Annotated in this window: 23 protein-coding genes and 1 pseudogene; 8 read left to right on the forward strand and 16 right to left on the reverse strand. The window is 65.9% G+C overall.

Translation table 11 applies throughout. From position 1 onward, the window contains the following. Positions 1-47 precede the first annotated feature (47 nt). From JYG32_RS36460 to JYG32_RS36475, 4 genes are all read right to left on the reverse strand, one after another. Positions 48-1,010 carry an ABC transporter substrate-binding protein gene (locus JYG32_RS36460; RefSeq protein ID WP_213267620.1) on the reverse strand — a complete coding sequence of 321 codons (963 nt, stop codon included), beginning with the start codon at positions 1,008-1,010 and terminating at the stop codon, positions 48-50. 607 nt (positions 1,011-1,617) lie between these two features. Then, the gene (locus JYG32_RS36465) at positions 1,618-2,466 is read right to left on the reverse strand and encodes a pirin family protein (protein ID WP_213267621.1); all 849 of its coding nucleotides are present in this window, start codon (positions 2,464-2,466) and stop codon (positions 1,618-1,620) included. Between the two features lie 100 nt (positions 2,467-2,566). Beyond that, positions 2,567-3,172 carry an FMN-dependent NADH-azoreductase gene (locus JYG32_RS36470; RefSeq protein WP_174378170.1) on the reverse strand — a complete coding sequence of 202 codons (606 nt, stop codon included), beginning with the start codon at positions 3,170-3,172 and terminating at the stop codon, positions 2,567-2,569. Between the two features lie 19 nt (positions 3,173-3,191). Continuing rightward, positions 3,192-3,770, reverse strand: coding sequence for a YceI family protein (locus JYG32_RS36475; protein ID WP_174378169.1), 579 nt, complete (start codon positions 3,768-3,770; stop codon positions 3,192-3,194). A gap of 118 nt (positions 3,771-3,888) precedes the next feature. Here JYG32_RS36475 and JYG32_RS36480 point away from each other — a divergent pair, with 118 nt between their 5' ends. Further along, positions 3,889-4,812, forward strand: a complete 924-nt coding sequence (locus tag JYG32_RS36480; protein ID WP_213267622.1) for a LysR family transcriptional regulator — start codon at positions 3,889-3,891, stop codon at positions 4,810-4,812. 130 nt (positions 4,813-4,942) lie between these two features. Further along, on the forward strand, positions 4,943-6,331 hold the full coding sequence (locus JYG32_RS36485) for an MFS transporter (protein ID WP_213267623.1): 1,389 nt from the start codon (positions 4,943-4,945) through the stop codon (positions 6,329-6,331). A 98-nt stretch (positions 6,332-6,429) separates the two neighbouring features. Here JYG32_RS36485 and JYG32_RS36490 read toward each other — a convergent pair whose 3' ends face one another. Beyond that, the gene (locus JYG32_RS36490) at positions 6,430-6,726 is read right to left on the reverse strand and encodes a hypothetical protein (RefSeq protein ID WP_213267624.1); all 297 of its coding nucleotides are present in this window, start codon (positions 6,724-6,726) and stop codon (positions 6,430-6,432) included. Positions 6,727-6,741: 15 nt separating this feature from the next. Beyond that, positions 6,742-7,020: a DUF4148 domain-containing protein gene (locus tag JYG32_RS36495; RefSeq protein WP_174378165.1), complete on the reverse strand. Its 279-nt coding sequence runs from the start codon at positions 7,018-7,020 to the stop codon at positions 6,742-6,744. 271 nt (positions 7,021-7,291) lie between these two features. On the opposite strand from JYG32_RS36495, the gene JYG32_RS36500 reads away from it, so the two are divergent. From JYG32_RS36500 to JYG32_RS36510, 3 genes are read left to right on the forward strand one after another with little or no spacing between them, the layout of a single operon-like run. After that, positions 7,292-10,531, forward strand: coding sequence for an efflux RND transporter permease subunit (locus tag JYG32_RS36500; protein WP_213267625.1), 3,240 nt, complete (start codon positions 7,292-7,294; stop codon positions 10,529-10,531). A gap of 49 nt (positions 10,532-10,580) precedes the next feature. Continuing rightward, the gene (locus JYG32_RS36505; protein WP_213267626.1) at positions 10,581-11,945 is read left to right on the forward strand and encodes an efflux RND transporter periplasmic adaptor subunit; all 1,365 of its coding nucleotides are present in this window, start codon (positions 10,581-10,583) and stop codon (positions 11,943-11,945) included. A 31-nt stretch (positions 11,946-11,976) separates the two neighbouring features. After that, positions 11,977-13,515, forward strand: a complete 1,539-nt coding sequence (locus JYG32_RS36510) for an efflux transporter outer membrane subunit (protein WP_213267627.1) — start codon at positions 11,977-11,979, stop codon at positions 13,513-13,515. Here JYG32_RS36510 and JYG32_RS36515 read toward each other — a convergent pair. Further along, the gene (locus tag JYG32_RS36515) at positions 13,496-14,977 is read right to left on the reverse strand and encodes a heavy metal sensor histidine kinase (protein WP_213267628.1); all 1,482 of its coding nucleotides are present in this window, start codon (positions 14,975-14,977) and stop codon (positions 13,496-13,498) included. The two genes, JYG32_RS36510 and JYG32_RS36515, sit on opposite strands and share 20 nt — an antisense overlap. Further along, a complete protein-coding gene (locus tag JYG32_RS36520; RefSeq protein WP_174378160.1) occupies positions 14,974-15,651 on the reverse strand; it encodes a heavy metal response regulator transcription factor in 678 nt (225 codons plus the stop codon). The genes JYG32_RS36515 and JYG32_RS36520 overlap by 4 nt, the downstream gene beginning before the upstream one ends. A 196-nt stretch (positions 15,652-15,847) precedes the next feature. Here JYG32_RS36520 and JYG32_RS36525 point away from each other — a divergent pair, with 196 nt between their 5' ends. After that, complete coding sequence (locus JYG32_RS36525; RefSeq protein WP_174378159.1) at positions 15,848-16,105, forward strand: DUF4148 domain-containing protein; 258 nt, start codon at positions 15,848-15,850, stop codon at positions 16,103-16,105. Positions 16,106-16,567: 462 nt separating this feature from the next. Here JYG32_RS36525 and JYG32_RS36530 read toward each other — a convergent pair whose 3' ends face one another. From JYG32_RS36530 to JYG32_RS36540, 3 genes are all read right to left on the reverse strand, one after another. Further along, positions 16,568-16,858 carry a DUF1330 domain-containing protein gene (locus JYG32_RS36530; protein ID WP_213267629.1) on the reverse strand — a complete coding sequence of 97 codons (291 nt, stop codon included), beginning with the start codon at positions 16,856-16,858 and terminating at the stop codon, positions 16,568-16,570. Positions 16,859-16,958: 100 nt separating this feature from the next. Continuing rightward, positions 16,959-18,014 carry an aldo/keto reductase gene (locus tag JYG32_RS36535; protein WP_213267630.1) on the reverse strand — a complete coding sequence of 352 codons (1,056 nt, stop codon included), beginning with the start codon at positions 18,012-18,014 and terminating at the stop codon, positions 16,959-16,961. Between the two features lie 72 nt (positions 18,015-18,086). After that, positions 18,087-18,677, reverse strand: a complete 591-nt coding sequence (locus JYG32_RS36540; protein ID WP_174378156.1) for a flavodoxin family protein — start codon at positions 18,675-18,677, stop codon at positions 18,087-18,089. A gap of 118 nt (positions 18,678-18,795) precedes the next feature. Between JYG32_RS36540 and JYG32_RS36545 the strand changes: the two genes are divergently transcribed. Then, a complete protein-coding gene (locus JYG32_RS36545; RefSeq protein WP_174378155.1) occupies positions 18,796-19,701 on the forward strand; it encodes a LysR family transcriptional regulator in 906 nt (301 codons plus the stop codon). Between the two features lie 215 nt (positions 19,702-19,916). Here JYG32_RS36545 and JYG32_RS36550 read toward each other — a convergent pair whose 3' ends face one another. The 5 genes and pseudogenes from JYG32_RS36550 to JYG32_RS36570 form a co-directional block, all read right to left on the reverse strand. Further along, positions 19,917-20,081 carry an FmdB family zinc ribbon protein gene (locus JYG32_RS36550; protein ID WP_096476149.1) on the reverse strand — a complete coding sequence of 55 codons (165 nt, stop codon included), beginning with the start codon at positions 20,079-20,081 and terminating at the stop codon, positions 19,917-19,919. Between the two features lie 199 nt (positions 20,082-20,280). Beyond that, complete coding sequence (locus JYG32_RS36555; protein WP_213267631.1) at positions 20,281-21,108, reverse strand: SDR family oxidoreductase; 828 nt, start codon at positions 21,106-21,108, stop codon at positions 20,281-20,283. An 82-nt stretch (positions 21,109-21,190) separates the two neighbouring features. After that, complete coding sequence (locus tag JYG32_RS39370; RefSeq protein WP_249744905.1) at positions 21,191-21,331, reverse strand: NAD(P)H-binding protein; 141 nt, start codon at positions 21,329-21,331, stop codon at positions 21,191-21,193. 32 nt (positions 21,332-21,363) lie between these two features. Continuing rightward, positions 21,364-21,525 (reverse strand): annotated as a pseudogene (locus JYG32_RS36565) (aldo/keto reductase); the annotation flags it as partial. 12 nt (positions 21,526-21,537) lie between these two features. Then, on the reverse strand, positions 21,538-21,948 hold the full coding sequence (locus JYG32_RS36570) for a (R)-mandelonitrile lyase (protein ID WP_213268314.1): 411 nt from the start codon (positions 21,946-21,948) through the stop codon (positions 21,538-21,540). A gap of 101 nt (positions 21,949-22,049) precedes the next feature. On the opposite strand from JYG32_RS36570, the gene JYG32_RS36575 reads away from it, so the two are divergent. Next, complete coding sequence (locus JYG32_RS36575; protein ID WP_213267633.1) at positions 22,050-22,961, forward strand: LysR family transcriptional regulator; 912 nt, start codon at positions 22,050-22,052, stop codon at positions 22,959-22,961. Positions 22,962-23,105: the final 144 nt, after the last annotated feature.

Consider the following 23,105-nt stretch of genomic DNA (forward strand, 5'->3'; position numbering starts at 1 on the left):
AAGCGGTTGCCGGACGACGGCGTGCCACGCCGCCGCCCGCGCGGACCTCAGTATTTGCGGGTCGGCAGCACCTGCGCCGCGACGTTCATCGGGAACACGGTCTCGTTCGTCACGATGCGCTTGGGCAGCGACTTGCCGGCGACGACGTCCTTCACCGCGCTCATCAGTTGCGGGCCGAGCAGCGGGCTGCATTCGACGTCGACGTTGATCTTGCCGGCGACCATCGCCTGGAAGCCGCCCTTCGTCGCATCGAACGACACGACGCTCATGTCCTTGCCGGGCTTGATCCCGGCTTCCTCCATCGCCTGGATCGCGCCGAGCGCCATGTCGTCGTTGTGCGCGTAGACGACGTTGATCTGCTTGCCGTAGGTCTTCGCGAACGCTTCCATCACCTGCTTGCCGCCGGCGAGCGTGAAGTCGCCGCTCTGCGACGCGATCACCTTGAATTTCGGATTGCTTTTGATCACTTCGAGCAGGCCCGCGCGGCGATCGTTGGCCGGCGCCGAGCCGACCGTGCCCTGCAGCTCGACGATATTGATCGGACCTGCGTCGTTCCTGTAGTGCTCTTCCATCCAGTGGCCCGCGCGCCGCCCTTCCTCGAGGAAGTCCGAACCGATCATCGTCACGTACAGCGACGGGTCCTTCACGTCGACCCCGCGATCGGTCAGGATCACCGGGATGTGCGCGGCCTTCGCTTCGGTCAGCACCGGCTCCCAGCCCGATTCGACGACCGGCGAGAACGCGATCACGTCGACCTTCTGCGCGATGAACGAGCGGATCGCGCGGATCTGGTTCTCCTGCTTCTGCTGCGCGTCCGAGAATTTCAGGTTGATGCCGGCGTCCTTTGCCGCGCCCTTCACCGACACGGTGTTCGCGGTGCGCCACGCGCTTTCCGCGCCGACCTGCGAGAACCCGAGCGTGATCGGCTTTTGCTGCGCGAACGTGCCGGGCGCGAGTACCGTCGCCGCGGCGACGATCGCACCGGCCGCCAGCTTCCTGATGAATGTCATGGTCCGTCTCCGATGATGTCGTTGTATGCCGCTGCGCTGTTCTGGTTCTGCTTGGCGCGCGCGGTTCAGGGCTGTGCCTGCCGGCCCGGTGTGTATGCCCCGGATTAGTCTAGGAACAAGTCCGATAACCTTCCAATGAAATCTTGGATTGAGGCGATATCGGAATCGGCATACGTATAAACACCTAAGCGCGGGGACGCCTGGAGCGGCGGCGGCGGCGGGCGGGCCGGCCGGGTCGTTTCGAATGCGTGAAAGCCGGCGCATTCGGGCAATGCGCCGGCCTCGTCAGGATTCCGTGGGCGGAATGACGGCAGGCCGGGCCGAAAGGAAGACGTTGGTTTGCTTCAGATGGAAGCGGCGGATGGCGCGTCGCCGGGTACCGGCGCAGGCATGCGGGCCCGCATGAACACGCCGGCCAGCACCGACGCCGCTACTGCGGCCCCGGCGCCCAACAGGAACGCGAGGTGGTAGCCGCCGACGTGTCGATCGCGCCCGCCCCCAGACCGATCGGCACCATGACGGGCAGCATGTCCGTCATGAATCGGCTCCTGTCGGTTGCCGCGCGGTTCAGGGCCACGCGGCGGATATCAACTTGCGCGCTTTCCGATCAGCGCATCACTCCCTTGGCGCGCAGCTCGCGGCCGATGCGCACGATTTCGCGCTCGCCTTCCACCAGCGCGGCGGCACTCGTGTGCACCGAGTAGTTGCCCAGATGGAGGTCGTGCGGATGCGGGATGGCCGTACCGACCACGAAGCGCGCATCGGTCACCGCGTCGAATTCGATCGCGGTGTCGGACCGGTCGAAGACGACCAGCTCGCCCTGGCCGACCGGGTCCGGCGTACGCAGGCTGCCGTCCATCACGGCGGTCCAGCCGACCCGGTAGCCCTGCGGCGGCCGGCAGGTCCAGCGCTCGCCGGCCTTCAGTTGCACGACGACGTAGTTGATGCCCGGCGGCGCATCGATCGGGCTGACCGCGTCGCCGCTGCGGCCGAGCAGCACGCGCGCCGGCCCGTCCGACGGGATGTCGTCGATCGACAGGTGCTGGCTGAACGCCGGCGCCAGCTCGCGCCCCGGCGGCAACGCGACCCACAGCTGGAACGCCTTGACCGGCGGCACGACGGAACCCGTATGCCAGACGCCGCGCCCGGCGCTCATCCATTCGATGTCGCCCGCCTCCATCGTGCCTTCGTGACCGGTGGATTCGGCGTAGGTGCCGCGTCCGTCGATCACGAGCGTCAGCGTGGCGATACCCGAATGCGGATGCCAGCCGAAGGCCGGCTGCCCCAACGGTGCTTGCGTATCGACCAGGTCGAGAAAGACGAACGGCTTGATCATCTCGCCGACGTCGGACGGGCTCGCCATCCGGACGACCGGCCCGTGGGCGCGGCCGCGCGTGCGGAAGACGACGTGACGGCCGGTGACGGCGGTCTGCAAAACGGGATCGACGGCATTCATCGGGTGTGCTCCAGCGTATCGAGGTACGACAGGCGGCATGGCCGGGTCAGGCGTCCGCCTCGGTTTGTGCGCAATTGAGAAAGTAAGCCGGCAAACACCGTCAGGCCGCGAGCGCCGCCGCGGCTTCCTTCGCCGACGCGATGGCACCGCTGCGCATGTCCTGCCCCATCGCCACGCCTTCCGCGCGAATGAACGTGATGTCCGTGATGCCGAGGAAGCCGAACGCCGCTTTCAGATAGGTTTCCTGATGATCGAACGCGGCCACGGGCGAGCCTTCGCTGTACACGCCGCCGCGCGAAGACGCGACGACCAGCTTCTTGCCGACGCACAATCCGACCGGCCCGCTCTCGCCGTAGCGGAACGTCTTGCCGGCGACGGAGATGCGGTCGATCCACGCCTTCAACTGCGAAGCGATGCCGAAGTTGTACATCGGCGCGCCGACGACCACGATGTCGGCCGCGAGGAATTCGTCAAGCGCGCGCCGGCCGATCTCGACGTCCGCCTGCAGCGCGTCGTCGACTGGCGCGCCTTGCGCGGCGGCCAGGTGTTCGGCCGTCAGATGGCCGATCGGCGTAGCGGCGAGATCGAGGCGCGTCACCGTGAGGCCGGGGTCGCGGCCACGGAAGGTCGCGACGGCTTCCGCCGACAGTTCGCGGCTGACCGAGCCTTGGCCGAGGATACTGGAATCGATATGCAGCAGTTTCATGAGTGTTCTCCGAAAGGGGTTACTGCTTGAGGGCTTCGGCCGTGATCAGCAGGCGCGTCTTCATGCTGAAGCCGTACGCCTTGCCGAAGTCGACGCCGAATTCGCTGCGATCGAACTCGCCCATCGCGTCGACGCCGCACACTTCGCGCTTGAGCATCGGATGCGGCATGCACTTGAACGAGTCGATCTTCAGCGTCAGCGGCCGGGTCACGCCGTGCATCGTGAGATTGCCGACGACCGTCGCCGGCTTGTCGCCGTTGAACGTGATCGCACCCTTGTAGGTCGCTTCCGGGAACTTCGACGCGTCGAAGAACTGGTTCGACTGCAGGTCCTGGTCGAGCTTCGTGCTGCCCGTATGAACCGACGCAATCGCGGTCGTCACTTCGACGGTGCCGGTCTTTGCCGCGCGGTCGAGCGTCACGGTGCCGCCCGATTTGTCGAACTTGCCGCGCCAGACCGACAGGCCGCCGATGTGGTCGGCCTCGAAGCTCGGGTACGTATGGTCCGGATCGAGCCGGTACGTCGACGCGGCCGCGAATGCGGACAACGACAGCAATGCGGCGAGTGCGCCCGCCGCGATCGTCAGAGTCTTGTTCAATTCAATCTCCTTGGGAAGTCGGGTGCTTGTCTGTAGCGTGATACCAGTATGGAGACGGAAGCTGCTTTACACTAGATGGATAAATAGGATTTGATTGATCCATTTTTGGAGGAATCCGATGCTCGATCTGAACGATCTCGCGCTGTTCGTCCAGGTCGTCCGCGCCGGCAGCTTCTCGGAGGCCGCGCGGCGCCTGCGCATGCCGGCCAATACGCTGAGCCGGCGCATCGACCAGCTCGAAGGGCAACTCGGCACGCGCCTGCTGCATCGCTCGACCCGCAAGCTCGCGCCAAGCACCGAAGGCCAGGCGCTGTTCGAGCGTTATGCGCCGGCGCTCGACCGGGTCTTCGAGATCGAACGGCTGCATGCGGGCGGGCAGGCGCCTTCCGGCAAGGTTCGCGTGACGGCGATGGGCGGTCTGTTCGAACTTTTCCGGCTGGAATGGCTGGCCGAGTTCTATGCGCGCTATCCGCAGATCAGCATCGACTTCCTGCTCGACGACACGCCGGCCGACCTGATCGGCGAGCGCATCGATCTCGCATTGCGGATGGGCATCGAGACCGGCGGCAGCTTCCGCGTGCGCCGGATCGCGCCGGGCACGATGATCCTCGCGGCGAGCCCTGCCTATCTCGAACGGCGCGCCGCGCCGCGCACGCCGCGAGAACTGGCCGACCACGATTGCCTGACGGTGTCCAGTCGCCAGGGCCGCAGCATGTGGCGCCTGCAGGGGCCGCGCGGCACCCAGGAGATTTCGATCGACGGCCGCTTCTCGGTCAACGACATGCGCGTGGTGATACAGGCCTGCATCGCCGGGCTGGGGATCGCGCTGCTGCCGCAGTTGCTCGCCGAGCTGGCAATCGAGCAGGGAAAACTGGTGCGCGTGCTGCCGTCGTATCGACGTTCGGGCACCGGCCTCGGGCTGCAACTCGTCTATACGAGCCGCCCGCCGTTGCCGCCCGCGGTGTCGGTGTTCGCCGATTTCCTGCTGGAGAAACTGGGGAACGGGATGCCCGGGCAACCGAAAGGCCCTGCCGATCGATAACGTTTCCTTGTCGCGGTAAACGGAATTTCTTGTTGGACGCGGAATTTCGGCGATCGAACACTGCGGGGCATCGCGTCGGGTACCGACCGACGCAATGCAAGGGCCCGGAGCCCCAACGCAGGAGACAACCATGCCGGTATCAGGAAGCGCCATCAACGTTCGCGAATTCATCGACGAGCGCCCGGTCAGCCCGTTTCAGTGGCTGGTCGGATTGCTGACCTTCGTCGTGATCTCGCTGGACGGCTGGGATACCGTCATCATCGGCTTTGTCGTGCCGGAGCTGATCAAGGAATGGGGCGTCACGAAGAACGCGCTGGCGCCGGTGCTCAGCGCCGCGTTGTTCGGCCTCGCGGCCGGTGCGCTGCTCGGCGGGCCGATTGCCGACCGGTTCGGGCGCAAGCGCGTGCTGGTCGCCAGCGTGCTGATCATCGGCGTCGGGACGCTGGCCACCGCGCACGCGACGTCGCTCGGGACGATGTTGCCGATCCGGTTCATCACCGGGCTCGGCCTGGGCGCCGTGATGCCGAACGTGGTGACGCTGTGGTCCGAATACGTGCCGGAACGCCGGCGCTCGTTCCTCGTGACGGTCGTGTACAGCGGGTTCACGGTCGGTGCCGCGCTGTGCGGCTTCATCGCGGCGTGGATCATTCCGGGTTACGGATGGCGCACGATGCTCACGGTGGGCGGTGCGCTTGCCGTGGTCTGCGTGCCGATCCTGATGCGCTGGCTGCCCGAATCGGTCGCATTCCTGACGGTTCAGAACAAGCGTCCCGACCTGATCGCGCGGATTCTTTCCGCGATCGGCCGTACGCGCGTGCCCGCCGATACGCGATTCTTCCTGCCCGCGCAGCCGAGGGTGAAAGGCGGTGCGATCGGCACGATCCTGTCGAAGCGCTACATCGCCGGCACGGTCCTGATCTGGCTGTGCTATTTCGTCGGGCTGTTCGTCACCTACCTGCTTTACAACTGGCTGCCGACGATGGCGAAAGACGCCGGTTATACGAGTGCCCAGGGCGCCATCATGGTCGGCTTCCTGAACTGGGGCGGCACGCTGGGTTCGATCGCGATCGGCTGGCTGATGGATCGTTTCGATCGCTACTACACGGTCGCGGCGAGCTTCTGCCTGGCGGCACTGTCGCTGTGGGCCGTGCACGGGATGCAGTCGACCTTCTGGGCGTTGCAGGTCCTCGCCTTTGCGTGGGGATGGTTCATTCCCGGCACCAATACCGGCATGAACGCGCTGACCGCGCGTTTCTACCCGACCGTTGCGCGCTCAACCGGATTGAGCTGGATGCACGCGTTCGGGCGGCTGGGCGCCATCGGCAGCGCGTTTGCCGGCGCGGCGATCCTGAGCGCGGGGCTGGGACTCAGCCAGATTCTGCCGATCATGGCCGTTGCGCCGCTGACCGGTGCGGTGGCCGTGCTCGTGATCGCGAGTCTCGTGAAGCGTTGGGCGCTCGCCGATGAATCGGCGGCGGCAGCCGTGCCTTCGGCGGCCGAGGTTTCGCCGAATACCTGACGACGGGTTCAGCCCGGGCGGCCGTGCGTTGTGAGCAGGCGCAGCGTGAAAGCGCATTCGCCGCATGAGCCGCGCCGCTCGGCCGGATGACGATTGGGTCACGCACGACGATCCGGATTTCCGGATGTTCCCGGCAACGCCTTGCTGCCACTCGGACTCGACGAGACTCTGTTCCGGCGGGTCGCCGCCTTCCTGTCGGTCTCGCCGCCTTGATTCGAAACGACGCCGGCGGCGTGCGCCCGCGCATCGCCGTCCACCCGCGTCGGGTTCAACTCGCGCAGCACGCTGGCGCGCCCGCCGTCGTCGTCGGGCAGCTGCGGCATCCCGCGCGCAAAGGCCGGCGCGACCGCCGCCGCGAGCAGCGCGGCGATCGCCAGTCGGGAAAGGAGCTTCATCGCCCGACTCCCGTTTCACTGCGCGCTGACGGTCGGCACGGACGTCGACGCGGTCGCGGTGCCCTGCTCGCCGTGCGCGATCGCATACAGCTCGCGATTGCGCGCGATCGTCTGCGTACTCGGCGGATAGTCCCAGTTCGACGTGGGCACGGTGCCGTCGCGCTGCGCCTGGACGAGCTCGGCGATCACGTCGGCGCGCGTCAGGCCCGACGACGACGTCTGTGCGAAAGCCGCGACCGGCGTGCCGATTGCGAGGGCGAGCAGCGCGGCGGCTGCGATCAGTCTGCGATTCATGATGAAACTCCCCAGAACGGTTCGATGAGGACGCATCGTCGATGCGCCGCCGGCGGGACTGCGGATGCGTTTTCGCCGCCTGACGCATTCATTCTGGTGATCGCGGCCGGCGCGACGCTGACCGCCGGATGACAATCCTGAAATCTGCGCTGCCGCGCGCGGATAACAGCTTCGTAATCTTCGGGTCAGGGCCGGGTCAACGCGGCGCCGGCAGACTGCACGCTCGTCGCATCGAATGCGGCGCCCCTGCCCTGCTTCGAGGAACAACATCATGTGGATCGTCCGGCTGGCGTTGCGCAGGCCCTATACGTTCGTCGTGCTCGCGCTGCTGATCTTCATCGCGGGACCGCTCGCGATCCTGCGCACGCCGACCGACATCTTCCCGAACATCGACATCCCGGTCGTCAGCATCGTCTGGTCGTACAACGGCTTCTCCGCCGAGGACATGGCCAAGCGGATCACGTCGAACTACGAGCGCGCGCTCACGTCCGACGTCGACGACATCGAGCACATCGAATCGCAGTCGCTGAACGGCGTGTCGGTCGTGAAGATCTTCTTCCACCCCGGCGCGGACATCAATCGCGCGATCGCGGAAGCCGCAAGCAACTCCGCATCGATCCTGCGGATCCTGCCGCCCGGCACGCTGCCGCCGAACATCATCACGTACAACGCGTCGACGGTGCCGATCCTGCAACTCGGGCTGTCGAGCGACACGCTCGCCGAGCAGCAGCTCTACGACCTCGGCAACAGCTTCATCCGCACGCAGCTCGCGACCGTCCAGGGCGCGGCGGTGCCGCTGCCGTTCGGCGGCAAGATCCGCCAGATCGTCGTCGATCTCGACACGCGCGCGCTGCAGGCGAAAGGGCTCGCGCCGATCGACGTCGTGAACGCGATCAACGCGCAGAACCTGATCCTGCCCGGCGGCACCGCGAAAATCGGCACGCGCGAGTACAACGTGCAGATGAACGGCAGCACGCAGACGGTCGCCGCGCTGAACAACCTGCCGGTGAAGACGATCGGCGGCAGCGTCGTTTACGTGCGCGACGTCGCGCACGTTCGCGACGGCTACGCGCCGCAGACCAACATCGTGCGCGCCGACGGCAAGCGCGCGGCGCTGCTGACCGTCGAGAAAACCGGCAGCGCATCGACGCTGACGATCATCGACCAGGTCAAGGCGATGCTGCCGAAGATCGCGGCCGGCCTGCCGAAGGCGCTGCACATCTCGGCGCTCGGCGATCAGTCGCTGTTCGTGAAAGCGGCGGTCCAGGGCGTCGTGCGCGAGGCGCTGATCGCCGCGTGCCTCACCGCGCTGATGATCCTGCTGTTCCTCGGGAGCTGGCGCGCGACGCTGATCATCGCGGTATCGATTCCGCTCGCGGTGCTGACGTCGCTGCTCGCGCTGGCCGCGCTCGGCCAGACGATCAACATCATGACGCTCGGCGGGCTCGCGCTAGCGGTCGGGATTCTCGTCGACGATGCCACCGTCGCGATCGAGAACATCACGCACCACCTCGAACGCGGCGCGCCGCTCGAAGACGCGATCCTGACCGGCGCGGGCGAGATCGCGGTGCCGACCTTCGTGTCGACGCTGTCGATCTGCATCGTGTTCGTGCCGATGTTCCTGCTGACGGGCGTCGCGCGCTATCTGTTCGTGCCGATGGCCGAGGCGGTGATCTTCGCGATGGTCGCATCGTATTTCTTCTCACGCACGCTGGTGCCGACGCTCGCGATGGCGCTGATGCGCGCGAAGGGGCTCGGCCGGCCGCCGCGCGGCGTGTTCGCACCCCTCGTGCATTTGGCGCGTTTCCAGGCCGCGTTCGAACATCGCTTCGAGGCGGTCCGGCTGCGCTATCGCGCGCTGCTGTCGGCGGCGATCGCGCGCCGCCGCCGTTTCGCGGCGGCCTTCCTGCTCGCATGTGTCGCGTCGACCGGGCTGTTCGCGTTCGCCGGGCAGGATTTCTTCCCGTCGGTCGACACGGGCGAGATCCGCCTGCACCTGCGCGCGCCGACCGGCACGCGGATCGAGGAAACCGCGCGCCTGACCGACGAAGTGGAAGCGCGCATCCACGACGTGATTCCCGCGAACGACATCGCGAGCGTGCTCGACAACATCGGCGTGCCAGTGAGCGGGATCAACCTCACGTACGACTCGTCCGACCCGATCGGCACCGAGGATGCCGACGTGATGATCACGCTGAAGCCGAACCATGCGCCGACCGCCGCCTACGTCGCGAAGCTGCGCAACCTGCTCGCGCAGTCGTTCCCCGGCGTGACGTTCGCGTTCCTGCCGGCCGACATCGTCAGCCAGATCCTCAACTTCGGGCTGCCCGCGCCGATCGACATCCAGATCGTCGGCAACCAGCTCGACCAGAACCGCGCGGTCGCGAACGCGCTGCTCGCGAAGCTGCGCGGCGTGCGCGGCCTCGTCGACGCGCGCATCCAGCAGCCCGGCGACGAGCCGGCCATCAACGTGAACGTGGACCGCACGAAGGCGATCCAGGCCGGCCTCGAACAGCGCGACGTCGCGCAGAGCCTGCTGATCGCGCTGTCCGGCAGTTCGCAGACGACGCCGAACTTCTGGCTCGACCCGCGCAACGGCGTCAGTTATCCGCTGATGGTGCAGACGCCGCAGTATTCGGTCGATTCGCTGCAGGCGCTCGCGAACGTGCCGCTGCCGGCGGGCACCGCCCGTTCGCCGCAGACGCCGGCCGGCGGCCCGGCCGCCGGCGCGCCCGCGCAGAACCTGCTCGGCGCGCTCGGCAGCTTCTCGCGCGCGACGCAGCAGGCGGTCGTCTCGCACTACAACGTGCAGCCGGTGCTCGACATCTTCGCGTCGGTGCAGGGCCGCGATCTCGGCGGCGTCACGGCCGACGTGACGAAGCTCGTCGACGCCGCGCGCGTGCAGTTGCCGCCCGGTTCGTCGATCGTGCTGCGCGGCCAGGTGCAGGCGATGCACGAGTCGTTTGCCGGGCTGCTCGGCGGCCTCGCGCTCGCGATCGCGCTCGTCTACCTGCTGATGGTCGTCAACTTCCAGTCGTGGCTCGATCCGCTCGTGATCGTCGGCGGCCTGCCCGCGTCGCTCGCCGGCATCGCATGGATGCTGTTCGTCACGCGCACGACGCTGTCGGTGCCCGCGCTGACCGGCACGATCCTGTGCATCGGCATCGCGACCGCGAACAGCATCCTGGTCGTCAACGCGGCGCGCGAGCTGATCGCGGGCGGCGCGCCGCCGTGGCAGGCCGCGCTCGACGCGGGTTTCAGCCGCTTCCGCCCGGTCGTGATGACCGCGCTCGCGATGCTGATCGGCATGCTGCCGATGGCGCTGGGCCTCGGCGACGGCGGCGAGCAGAACGCGCCGCTCGGCCGCGCGGTGATCGGCGGGCTCGCGTTCGGCACGCTGTCGACGCTGCTGTTCGTGCCCGTCGTATTCGGCTTCGTCCACGCGTGGCTCGACCGGCGCCGCGATGCGGCCGCCGCGCGCCGCGCGCAGGACACGCCGGCGTTGCCCTGATCGCGGCCTCACCTCGACTCCCTTCGACTCGCCCGACCCAGAACCCATCATGAACGACTCGACCGAACCCCTCGCCCCGCCGCCGGCCGCCGAAGCGGACACGGCACCGCCTACCGTGCGCGACACAACACCCGAAGCATCGCCGCGCGGCCGCGCTCGCAAACTCGCCGTGCCGCTAGCCGCGCTCGCGGTGGCCGCCGCGCTGCTGGCCGCCGGCATCGTGCCGCGCGTCGACGCGCGGGCCGCGCAACGCGTGCAGGTGGCCGCGCAGCAGGCGCTGCCGGTCTCGGTGATCCTGCCGCGCGCCGCGCCTACCGACCAGACGCTGACGCTGCCGGGCTCGGTGATGCCGTACGCGGAGGCATCGATCTATGCGCGCACGAGCGGCTATATCGCGCACTGGAACGCCGACATCGGCGCGCACGTGAAAGCCGGGCAGACGCTCGCGCAGATCACGGCGCCCGACCTCGACGCGCAGTTGCGGCAGGCGCGCGCCGACGCGGCGACCGCGCAGGCGAACTACGACTACGCGAAATCGACCGCGCAGCGCTGGCAGGACATGCTGAAGACGCAATCGGTATCGCAGCAGGACACCGACACGAAGGTCGCCGACATGAACGCGAAGCGCGCGATGCTGGCCTCCGCGCAGGCGAATGTCGCGCACCTGACCGAGCTGGTGTCGTACGAATCGGTCGCGGCGCCGTTCGACGGCGTGATCACCGCGCGCAACGTCGACGTCGGCACGCTCGTCACCGCGGGCGGCACGCCGGGCAGCCCCGGCCTGTCCGGCGAACTGTTCCATCTCGAACAGACCGGCACGCTGCGCGTGTTCGTCGACGTGCCGCAGGACAGCGCGGCAGGCGTGACGACCGGCACCTCCGTCTACCTGACCACGCAGCAGTATCCGGGGTGGCGCTTCGCCGCGCGCGTCGCGCGCAGCGCAGGCGCGATCGATCCGGTCACGCGCACGCTGCGCGTCGAGATCGACGTCGACAACGGCGACGGCGCGCTGATGCCCGGCGCGTATGCGCAGGCGCACCTGCTCGTGCCGAGCGCGGCCCCCGCGTTCGAGCTGCCGGTCAGCGCGCTGCTGTTCCGGCCGAACGGCGTGACGGTCGCGACCGTCGCCGCGAACGGCACCACCGCGCTGAAGACCGTGCAGATCGGGCGCGATTTCGGCACGCGCGTCGAGATCGTGTCGGGGCTCGCCGCGACCGATCGCGTGATCGACAACCCGGGCGATTCGATTGCCGCCGGCGAGGTCGTGAAGATCGTGTCGGCCGCGCCGGTGGTGCAAACGGACCCGGCAACCGGCGCGACGGCGGCGCCCGGCGCGGCTGCGTCGACGCCCGCCGCCGTCGCGGCGCCGGCTTCGATGCCTGCAGCAGCAGCTTCAACGCACGCCCGAGGCTGATCCGCCCATGAAAACCCGCGAGATACCCGTCATGCGCTTCCTCCATCCGCTCCCGTTCGCCCGCCGCGTCGTCGCGCCAGGCGTCGCCGCCGCTTTGACCGCGTTGTCCGCGTGCTCGACGTTGCCGCCCTATTCGCCGCCCACCGTCGCGGTGCCCGCGCACTATGCGGGCATACCGGCTTCGGGCGTACCGGCTACGGGCGTACCGGCTTCGGGCACGCCCGCCGCGCAGCCGGGCTGGAACGTCGCTGCGCCGGCCGATGCCGCACCGCGCGGCGCGTGGTGGACCGTCTTCGACGATGCCGGCCTGAACGCGCTCGAAGCGCGTGTCGACATCTCGAACCAGACCGTGAAGAAGGCCGTCGCCGATCTCCAGCAGGCGCGCGCGATGGTCGACTACCAGCATGCGGGGTTCCTGCCGACCGTCACGGCCGGCATCGCGCAGAGCCGCGCGCGCGTGTCGCAGAACAAGCTCGGCTCGTCGCTCGCCGGTAAAACGACCCCCGACTATCAGGCCGGCGTGGCCGCGAGCTGGGAACCCGACCTGTTCGGCCGCGTGCGCGACGCGGTGACCGGCGCGCAGGCGAACGCCGACGCGAGCGCGGCCGACCTGCAGGCCGTGAAGCTGTCGGTCACGGCCACGCTCGCGACCGACTATTTCGCGCTGCGCTCGCTCGATACGCAGAAGCAGTTGCTCGACGATACGGTGCGTGCGTATGCGAACGCGCTGAAGCTGCTGAAACAGCAGCTCGCGGCCGGCGCGATCGATGCGTCGGCCGTCGCGCAGGCCGCGACGCAACTCGAATCGACCCGCACGCAGGACACCGACATCGATGCGTCGCGTGCGCAGCTCCAGCATGCGATCGCGACGCTCGTCGGCGAAAGCGCGTCGACGTTCGCGCTGCCGCCGCGCGTGCAATCGTTCGACGTGCCGGCGATCCCGGCCGGCGTGCCGTCGCAACTGCTCGAGCGGCGGCCCGACATCGCGGCGGCCGAACGCCGCGTCGCGGCCGCGAACGCGCAGATCGGCGAGGCGCGCGCCGCGTTCTTTCCCGACCTCGTGCTGTCGGCGAGCGCGGGGCTCGAAAGCGGGTTCTTCGCGCCGTGGCTCGCCGCGCCGAGCCTGTTCTGGTCGCTCGGCTCGCAGCTCGCCGGCACGCTGTTCGACGGCGGCCGCCGCAGCGCGTCGCTGCGCGGCGCGCATGCGCAATACGACGGGGTGGTCGCCGACTATCGGCAGACGGTGCTCGTTGCGTTCCAGCAGGTCGAGGATCAGCTTTCCGCGCTCGATGCGCTCGCATCGGAGGCCGGCAGCCAGCAGCGCGCGACCGATGCGGCCGACCTGTCGCTGCGGCTGACGACCAACCGCTACAACGCGGGCGCCGTCAGCTACCTCGATGTCGTGACCGCGCAGACGATCGCGCTGACCAACCGGCGCCTGGCCGACCAGATCGCCGCGCGCCGGATGGAAGCGGCGGTCGGGTTGCTGACGGCGCTCGGCGGCGGCTGGCACACGGGGGCGCACGTAACCGCCGCCGGGCACCCGGCCGCTACGCCGTCGGCGTCTTGATGAACGTCAGGATGAACCGCGTGCCGCCCGCGTCGCTCTCGACGCGCGCGGTGCCGCCGTGCAGTTCCATCACCGAACGCACGATCGCGAGGCCGAGCCCGGCCGTCCCGCCCGGCACGCCGCCGCTGCGCGCGGGGTCGCCGCGCACGAAGCGGTCGAAGATGCGCGGCAGCAGCGCGGGATCGATCGGCTCGCCCGGGTTCGAGACGACCACGTACACCGCGTCCGCCGTTTCGTCGACGCGCAGCGCGATCACGCCGCCCGCCGGCGTATAGCGCAGCGCGTTCGCGAGCAGGTTGCTGACCGCGCGGCGGAACAGTTCGAGATCGGCGGTCAGACGGCCGTGCCCGTCGACCCGCAGCGTCGACCCGGCTTCGTCGGCGAGCCCTTCGAAATAACCGGCGATGCGTTCCAGTTCGTCATGAACGTCGAATGCACGTTGCCGCGTGACGAAGCCGGGATGCTCGGCGCGCGCGAGAAACAGCACGTTCTCGATCATTCGCGCGAGACGGTCGTATTCCTCGAGATGCGATTCGAGCAGCGCCTGGTATTCGTCGACGGAACGCGGCCGCGCCAATGCCACCTCGGTCGCGCCGCGCATGTTGTTCAGCGGCGTGCGCAGGTCGTGCGCGAGATCCGCGCTGAATTGCGACAGGTGCCCGAACGCCTGCTGCAGGCGGCCGAGCATCGCGTTCTGCGCGTCGACGAGCGCCGTCAGCTCGCGCGGCGCGCGCGATGCATCGAGCCGCGTATCGAGCTTGTCGACGGTGATCCGGCCCGTGTTCGCGACGATCTCGCGCAGCGGCGCGAGCGACTTGCGGATCAGCCAGTAGCTGAGCAGCATCGCGAACAGCGCGCCCAGGCCGCCGGCGATCTTCAGCTTGTCGCGGTAGCCGTCGAGCAGTGCGGCGCGATCGCTCATGTTGCGCGCGATCGCGATCCGGATCTTCGTATGGTCCCGCAACTCGGCATCGGTAACGACGCCGCGCACGGACACGCCGCCGTCGGCGGTCCACGTCGCGATCCGGTCGGCGGTAATCCGTTCGTTCGCGGGCACCGGCGTCGCGTGCGGCGGAAACAGTTCGGCGTCGGGTAACGCGGGCTGCGCGGGCGACGATACACCGGCCGCCGTCTCGGGCAGATCCTCGAGTTCGGTCCGCTCGACGTTGTGGCGCGCGAGCACGTTGCCCTGCCCGTCGACGACGGCCAGCGACAGCGCCGCGTTGCCGAGCACCTGGCTCGTCAACCGGTCCGCATGCGTGCGCACCGCGTCGACCGAATCGAGTTCGCCCGCCAGCCGGCGCGTGTGCCGCGCGGCGAGCACGATGTCGAGGTCGTCCTGCGCGCTCACCTGCCGCTGCAGGCCGGTGTACACATACGCGCCGACGAGCGCGAAGACGGCGAGCGTGGTCGCGCCGAACGCGAGCGCGAGCGTCGCGCCGAGCGAGCGGCCGAGCATCATGCGGCGTCCTTCGGTTCGAGCACGTAGCCGACGCCGCGCACCGTGTGGATCAGCTTGACGGGGAACGCGTCGTCGATCTTCGCGCGCAGCCGCCGGATCGCGACTTCGACGACGTTGGTGTCGCTGTCGAAATTCATGTCCCATACGTACGACGCGATCTGCGTGCGGCTCAGCACCTCGCCCTGCCGGCGCGCGAGCAGTTGCAGCAGCGAGAATTCGCGCGGCGTCAGGTCGATCCGCACCGTGCCGCGCTTCACGCGGCGGCGCACGACGTCGATCTCCAGGTCGCCCACTGCAATGCGCTCCGTCTCGCGCGGCGGCCCGCGGCGCGCCAGCGTGCGGATGCGCGCGAGCAGTTCGACGAACGCGAACGGCTTCACGAGGTAGTCGTCCGCGCCGAGTTCGAGGCCGTGCACGCGGTCCTGCACGTCGTCGCGCGCGGTCAGGAACAGCACGGGCGTCGTATGCGTGTCGCGCAGCCGCTTGAGCACGCTCCAGCCGTCGAGCACGGGCAGCATCACGTCGAGCACGATCACGTCGTAGCTTTCTTCCTGCGCGAGCGTCAGCCCCTCGCCGCCGTCCTTTGCGAGATCGACGCTGAAGCCGGATTCCTCGAGCCCCTTCTTCAGGTATGCGCCGGTCTTCGGTTCGTCTTCGACTATCAGGATGCGCATGATCGACTCCGTCGCATTCGGTGGTGACATGCGCCGATGTTACCGGGAAACGGGGCGGGCGAACCGCGTCGCGCCCGCGCGGCACGGCCTGATTACGAAACTGTAATCAGCGGGTCAGTGTGGTGACTGCCGCGGCGACCAGAATTCGAAGCGTGGGCCCCTCCCCACTCGTCCGTTCAACCACCAAGGAGTTGCCATGAAACTCGTCGCCGCTTTCGTCGTTGCCGCACTGAGCCTGCCGTTCGGCACGCAGGCCTTCGCCCAGTCCACGCAGGCGCCGCTCACGCGCGCCGAAGTCCGCCAGCAACTGATCGATGCCGAAGCCGACGGCCTGCTGCCGTCGAACCGGAACGACTACCCGCCGTCGGCCTCGCAGATCGCGCGCAATCGCCAGCTCTATGCGATCCAGCATCACGACGCGATGCCGACCGCGACGGCATCGGCCGACAATTGATCTCAGCCTGTTCCGCGGCGCCCGCAACCGCGTCCGCGGAATCCTTTTTCAATCGAGCGCTCGAGCGCACCGGATCAACGGCTGTAATACCGTCTAACGATCGACCGGCACACGTGAAAGCCGCTCGTGAGCGTCACTTCCCCGGCCCCGCCATTTTTCGACATCCGACGTTGGCTCTTCGTGGATTTCCGGGGATATCTGTCGGATAACGACTCATTTCGACTCACCGCTCTCGCACATTTTCAGCGGCAGCTTCCAAGGTACAAGAGTCGCTCATCCGATAGCATGGGCTGGTGGACGCTCGGCGGAATAAATAATTTGGCGCCGCAAGGTATGCGTCGACAACCTCGAATACTCGCTTTCACAAACCATGCCCCCAAAGATGGGCGACACGGATTCGCAAGAGTGCTTGGCAACAGATCAAAGCGAGCGGCCCGGTATTCGAGCGCTTCGCGGCCAGCGTTATGAAGTCCCCTCGAGAATGACAAAGGTTCCGGTTGCTGCCCCGGCACGGAGCGCCTTGGCCGCCTGGTATTCGGGGCTCTCATAGAAACGCCTGGCCTTGACGAACGAATCAAACTCAAGGACCACATGCCGCTCGTGGGCCTCGCCTTCGAGGTTTTCATACGCTCCCCAAGCCGCAATGACCTTGGGGCCGAAAGCTTTTATTGCATCGCCTGCGGCTTTTGCGTAGGCGGCATAGGCGGTCGGGTCTGAAACGCTGACATGTGCGATTAGATAAGCTTTTGGCATGTCGATCTCTCTTTTGTTTTGTAGTGGACACACGCACTTCAACGCGGGGCGGGTATTGGCAACCACCTTCGTCGAAGGGATTGATGTGCGGTAGCCGGTTCTATTTCGACGCGACGCGCCGGAAAGGTTGGGGGCGCCTGCCAGCCTCCTGACGATCAATCATCCAGCCGGGATAGCAGGGCGGCAGAGCACTCACGGCATCAAGACGCGCAAGCTCCTCCTCGGTAAGAACGACATCGACCGCGCCGAGATTATCTTCGAGCTGTTCGACCCGTTTGGCGCCGATAATGACGCTCGTGACATGCGGCTTGGCGAGCAACCAGGCCAGCGCGATCCGGGCGACCGAGATACCGCGCGCGTCGGCGATGGCGCGCATCTCTGCAACGCACGGCCAGGCTCGATCAAGATCGACCGGCGGAAAATCGAAATGGCTGCGCCGCGAACCTTCTTCGGTTGGCGCACCGGGGCCAAACTTCCCCGAAAGCAATCCGCCGGCGAGCGGCGACCAGACGAGCAGCCCCATCTGCTCCTCGATAACGAGTGGCACCAGTTCGCGCTCGACGTCACGTCCGGCGATCGAATAGTAGGCCTGGAGCGTCTCGAAGCGCGTGGCGTGAAGCGCTGCACTCAGCCCGAGCGCCTTGCCGATCTTGCCTGCGCGCCAATTCGAAACGCCGACATAACGGACCAGCCCCTGCCGCGTCAGATCGTCGACGGCGCGCAGCGTCTCTTCGATCGGCGTGACAGGATCGCTGGCGTGAATCTGGTAAAGGTCGATATGGTCGACCTGGAGCCGTTCCAGGCTTCTCTGCACGGAATCCATGATATGGCCGCGCGACGCCCCCTGATCGTTGGGTTTCGGGCCCATCACGCCGGCCGTCTTCGTAGCCAGCACGATCTCGCTGCGCGGTACGCCGACGTCTCTGAGCGCCTGTCCGACGACGCGTTCGGACTGGCCAAAGGAATAAATGTCGGCGGTATCGATGAAATTGATTCCCTCGGCAAGCGCACGGGCGATCAACTGGTTCGCCTCGTCCTGACCGACAGCGCCGATCGCCTTCCACATACCCGCGTCGGCATTGCCGCCCAGCGTCATCGTGCCGAGGCACAGCTCGGATACATACAGGCCGGTGCGGCCAAGTTGCTTGTATTTCATGGCTATTCCCTTCAAGCGTGGCTGGATGACATGTGGCGGCGTCCGTTCTGTCGCGTCGCGCGCGCCAGGATTTCAGTTGCTTCGAGATTTGCCGGACCGAAACTGTCCGGCGATCATGGCGACGCGCGCGCCATAGCGGCGTGCCGTCTCGAGGTCCCCCGGCGACATCTCTGCAGGCGACGCATCGGCAGGTGTCTGCGCCATCGGCGCGATGTAGGAGCCCATGCGATTCAGGTCGTCACGCATTGAAGCTTTTACGTTCGCCGGCTTGATATCCATGCTGACCCAGATGCCGCCGTGCTGCCCGGCGAGCAGAAAGAAGTATTCGAGCGTGTTGAGCTTGTCGCCGTTGATACTCGCGCTATTGGTGAAGCCGCCAAAGGTCTTGTTCCGCCACCCGCCTTCGAACCAGGCCTTCGAGGATGCGTCTGCAAACTTCTTGAACTGCCAGCTCGGGCCGCCCATGTAGGTCGGCGAGCCGAACAGGATCGCATCCGCGCCGGCGAGCGTATCCCAGGCATCCTCTGCGATGTTTCCCTCAGTGTCGATTGCGACGAGTGCGGCGCCGGCGCCTTCGGCGACAGCGCTTGCCATACGCTCGGTATGCCCATAGCCGGAGTGGTATACGACGACCGTTTTGATCGGAGAGGTGTGTGGTGTCATGGTGGCTCCCTTTCGTTCGAGTTGTCCGCTGTGGACGACATGGGAAGCCACTCTAACGAGTCACAACTGAGTTATAAATGATGACAAATTGAACGTTCTGTTACTCCCTGGGTGAACAATGCAAAACCTTGACGCGCTTTTGATCTTTGCCCGTGTCGCCGAAATGACGAGCTTCACGCGTGCGGCCGAAAGCCTCGGTATTCAGAAGGGTCGTGTCTCAATGGTGATTCGTGGACTTGAGCGAGATGTGGGTGTTGCGCTGTTGCATAGGACCACGAGGCGTGTGCAGCTTACTGAAGACGGACGCGCCTTTTATTCGCGCGCACGGGACCTGCTGGCCGAAGTACAGGAATTGCAATCGATGTTCTCGGGTAACGGCACACCACTGCGGGGAAGGTTGCGCGTGGACATGCCCACCGAGTTGGCACGAAGCGTCGTGATTCCCGCACTCCCGCAACTGATGGCGGCGCATCCAGAGCTGGAACTGGAACTTTCCAGCACCGATCGGCGTGTCGATCTCGTCCAGGAAGGGTTCGATTGCGTGATCCGTCTGGGTCCGATCGTCGACGAGACGCTGATAGCCCGACCGCTGGGCAAACTGCGCATGACAAATGCGGCGAGCCCGAGCTATCTGGCACGGTACGGCATACCGCACACGCTCGATGATCTGCGCACGCAAGGACACCGGATGGTCCACTACACGCTGACGCTCGGCGCCAAGCATGCCGGATGGGAATACCCGGACGGCGACGGTTATGCGTCGCTTCCGTTGCCAAGCGCGATGCAAGTCAACAGTGTGCAGACCTATCATGCCGCCGGGCTTGCGGGCATTGGGTTGATCCAGGCGGGATACCCAACTCTCGCGCATCACGTCGAAAGCGGCGCGCTCGTGGAGGTTCTGCCCGACTTACGTCCTGAGCCCCTCGCCGCGTCGCTCGTCGTAGCACATCGGCGTAATCTGTCGCCCCGTGTCCGGGCCTTCATGGATTGGATCGAGGGGGTATTGGAGCCCTATTTTGATTAGCGAGTAGGGGCAGCGAAAAATTCTCCGGTGTCCGGGGCATGGCAGCCGTTGGAACGTCAGCGCCGGCGCGCAACCGAACGGCAGAAGCTGGCCGAACTCAGTCAATTTAGCCAGCGAACAGGTTTGATGCGCCACCGTTAATCCGCCGGGCAGTCGTCCCTCTCTTCGGGAAGGATCTCCGCATAAAAAAGTGAATTGATGCTCGCGGACCGAGCTCAGCTCTTGCTCGACGTCTTTGCTACAAACGGCGTGGGCGCATGTTGAACCTGTTCGCTTCCACACTTTGGGCAGTGCGGGTGAGCGGTTTCATGCTCCGCGAGATGTTCGACATGTTCGAACGTCTCGCCACACTTCTCACAACGGTATTGGTAAGTCGGCATGGCATCCCTCCGGCATGAAGCTTGCAAGTGGCGCCACGGACGAAGCCCGGACGGCGTGCAGCACCCCAGATCAGGCATTGTAGTGCAGGACATGTGCAGACACTAATCGGCCAGGAAGGGCCGTACCCGACCCGTTGCTGCCATAGAGAGTAGTGAGCCGGCGATGGCCGCTTTCAATGCACGACACGCCGTTCAATTGCTACTGCGAAACCAGTGGCCCGAACCAATAGGAAGCGGTAACGCCTCCATCCATCAGGAAGTCACTGCCGGTTATGAAACCGCCGTCCGGCCCCATGAGCATCGCCGCGACATTGCCGACTTCGTCGGGTGTGCCAGCGCGCTTTGCCGAGCAGCCGTCAATCATGCGGCGATACCCTTCTCCGCGCGGGCCGGACAATTCATCTTTCGCAAGCGGCGTAATGATGATCCCGGGGCTGATCGTGTTGACGCGCGCACCCCTCTTGCCCCAACGAACGGCCTCGTACATCACGCGCAGCGCGTTGCCGCGCTTCGACAGTTGGTAGGCGTGCAGCGAATCTTTGACCTGATCGAGCTGAAGCAAAGGCAGCTTTAGCAAGTCCTCGACGGGCGTTGTCGCCAGCGCCTTGTTATCGTCGGTCGATAGCGGCGGCAGCCGGTGTCCTGACTGTGATGCAATGACAACCCCGGAACCGCCCTCGGCGATCACCTTACCGAACTCTTCAAGAATGACCGCGGTGCCGTAGAGATCGACCTTCAGAATCGTTTCGACTGAGGCTTGCGACGGCGAGACGCCCGCCGCATGGATAAGGCCGTGAATTTCTCCGAGCGACGTTGCTTTTGAAACGAGGGTTTCGATGGACGCGCGCGATGAGATATCGACGGATGTCGTGGTTACCTCGAACCCGGCTTCGCTCAATGTCTTTGCCGCCGCTTCCGCGTTTTCCTGTCGCAGATCAGCGAGCAGAAGATGCTTGCCGGCACCGACCCGGCGCGCGATCGCTTGCCCAATTGATCCAGGCCCGATTACAACGATGACTTTCTGCATGATGTCCTTCTTTCTGTTTAGCGATCGCTGACGCCGATGCTGTTGCGAATGTAGAGGCGGGGCGTGGTCGCAATCTTTACGATCAGCCTGACAGGCTGTCGAGCGAAACAGCGTGACCCCGGAACGGCTCACCCTTGTGCGTGATGGTGTACGGCCCTTGCGGCTCTCGGGTGAACCAGCCTGGCCGAAAGATCGTATAGTCGAGATCGGATACCTCGATCAACGCAGCCGAATCCCGGTAAGGGTCGAGAATGCTGCGATATCGAAGAACGTCACGCCGCGTTCAAACGCGGTGCGGATCAGCTTGCTTGCTTCAGTCTTGTCGACGACGGGACCATAGCCATAGCTAAGACCCAAGCAGCCGGGACCGATAGCGGACGCTTCGAGCATGCTTTTTTCAACAGTGCGTGTCCTCATCATTCAAGCGCATCATTTGTCCAGCGCGGCCGGGCCAACCTGGTATTGCTTGTCGGTGACCTTCTCCATCCACGTGACGGGACCGCCGTTCTGCGATTCAGCGATGGCGATGTGCGTCATGGCCGTCGTCGCCGTCGCACCGTGCCAGTGCTTTTCACCTGGGGCGATCCAGACGATGTCTCCCGGTCGGATCGTTTCGACGGGACCGCCGTCGCGCTGCACCCAGCCAAGGCCGGCAATTACGATCAGCGTCTGACCCAGCGGATGCGGATGCCATGCAGTCCGTGCGCCGAAGGTGACGGTCGCCCCGCCGATTCGGGCCGGCTCCTCGCCTGAAAACGGCGCATCGATCCTGACCGTTCCTGTGAAGTATTCAGCCGGCCCCTTCGCGGACGGCTGCGATCCGCATTTCCTGATCTGCACGAGCGTTCCTTTGCGGTAATTGCCTTGGCTTTCAATGTAGCAGCGCGGCTTCATGCCATTAAGAGCTAAAATCCGCATGAAGCTAGAAGGTAGGCTTATAAATGACGCGCTCTAATCTTTCCGATATCACCGCATTCCTGGCTGTCGCACGTGAGGGCAGCTTCACGAAAGCAGCCGCAAAGCTCGGCGTCTCGCAGTCGGCGCTCAGTCAGACTGTGCGCAATCTGGAGTCGCGGCTCGGGCTGCGGCTTTTAACCAGGACCACTCGCAAGATCTCGCCGACGCAAGCTGGCGAACGGCTGATACAGTCGGTCGGTCCCCACCTGGACGAGATCGAGGCCGAACTGAGCGCGCTCACCGCTTTGCGTGATACGCCTGCGGGCGTCGTCCGCATCGCCGCGGGAGAGCATGCAGCGGAACTGCTTTTGTGGCCGGTGATCTTGCGGCTGTTGCCTAACTACCCGGACATCACGATAGAAATCGTCATCGACAATGGACTCACCGATATCGTCGAGGAGAGGCTCGATGCAGGTGTACGGCTTGGTGAACAGGTTGCCAAAGATATGGTCGCCGTTCGCATCGGGCCCGATGTGCGAATGGCGGTGGTCGGTACGCCGGAGTATTTCGCAACGCACATGAAGCCCAAGACGCCGCAGGACTTGACCGCGCACAACTGCATCAACATCCGGCTACCGACGGCCGGTGGAATATATGCGTGGGAGTTCAGAAAAGGCGGACGCGAACTGAACGTGCGCGTCGAAGGGCAACTCGTGTTCAACACGGCAACGATGGCAGTGAAAGCCGCGCTCGCAGGCGTCGGTCTTGCCTTCGTTCCGGAGCAACGTGTGTTATCGCAACTCGAAAACGGACAGCTTCTACGGGTGCTGTCTGACTGGTGCCCATCATTTTCGGGCTTCCATCTGTACTATCCGAGCCGCCGACAACCCACTCCGGCTTTCGTCGTCGTTGCGAATGCGCTTCGTCAAGGCGCGACGGGCCCCGGCATGAAATGAAACATATAGGCTGTCGTCGCTGACTGCTTGGCAGTCCGCTATCGGTGGTCGAGCTGCCTCTCGGATGTCTTGTCGTTGTTGTACGCTGACGGCGGCTAATGGCCGAACACGGACAAACGGTATCGCGCGCCCCGGAAACCCGCG

The organism is Burkholderia pyrrocinia, from assembly GCF_018417535.1.
GTDB classification, from domain to species: Bacteria; Pseudomonadota; Gammaproteobacteria; order Burkholderiales; family Burkholderiaceae; genus Burkholderia; species Burkholderia pyrrocinia_E.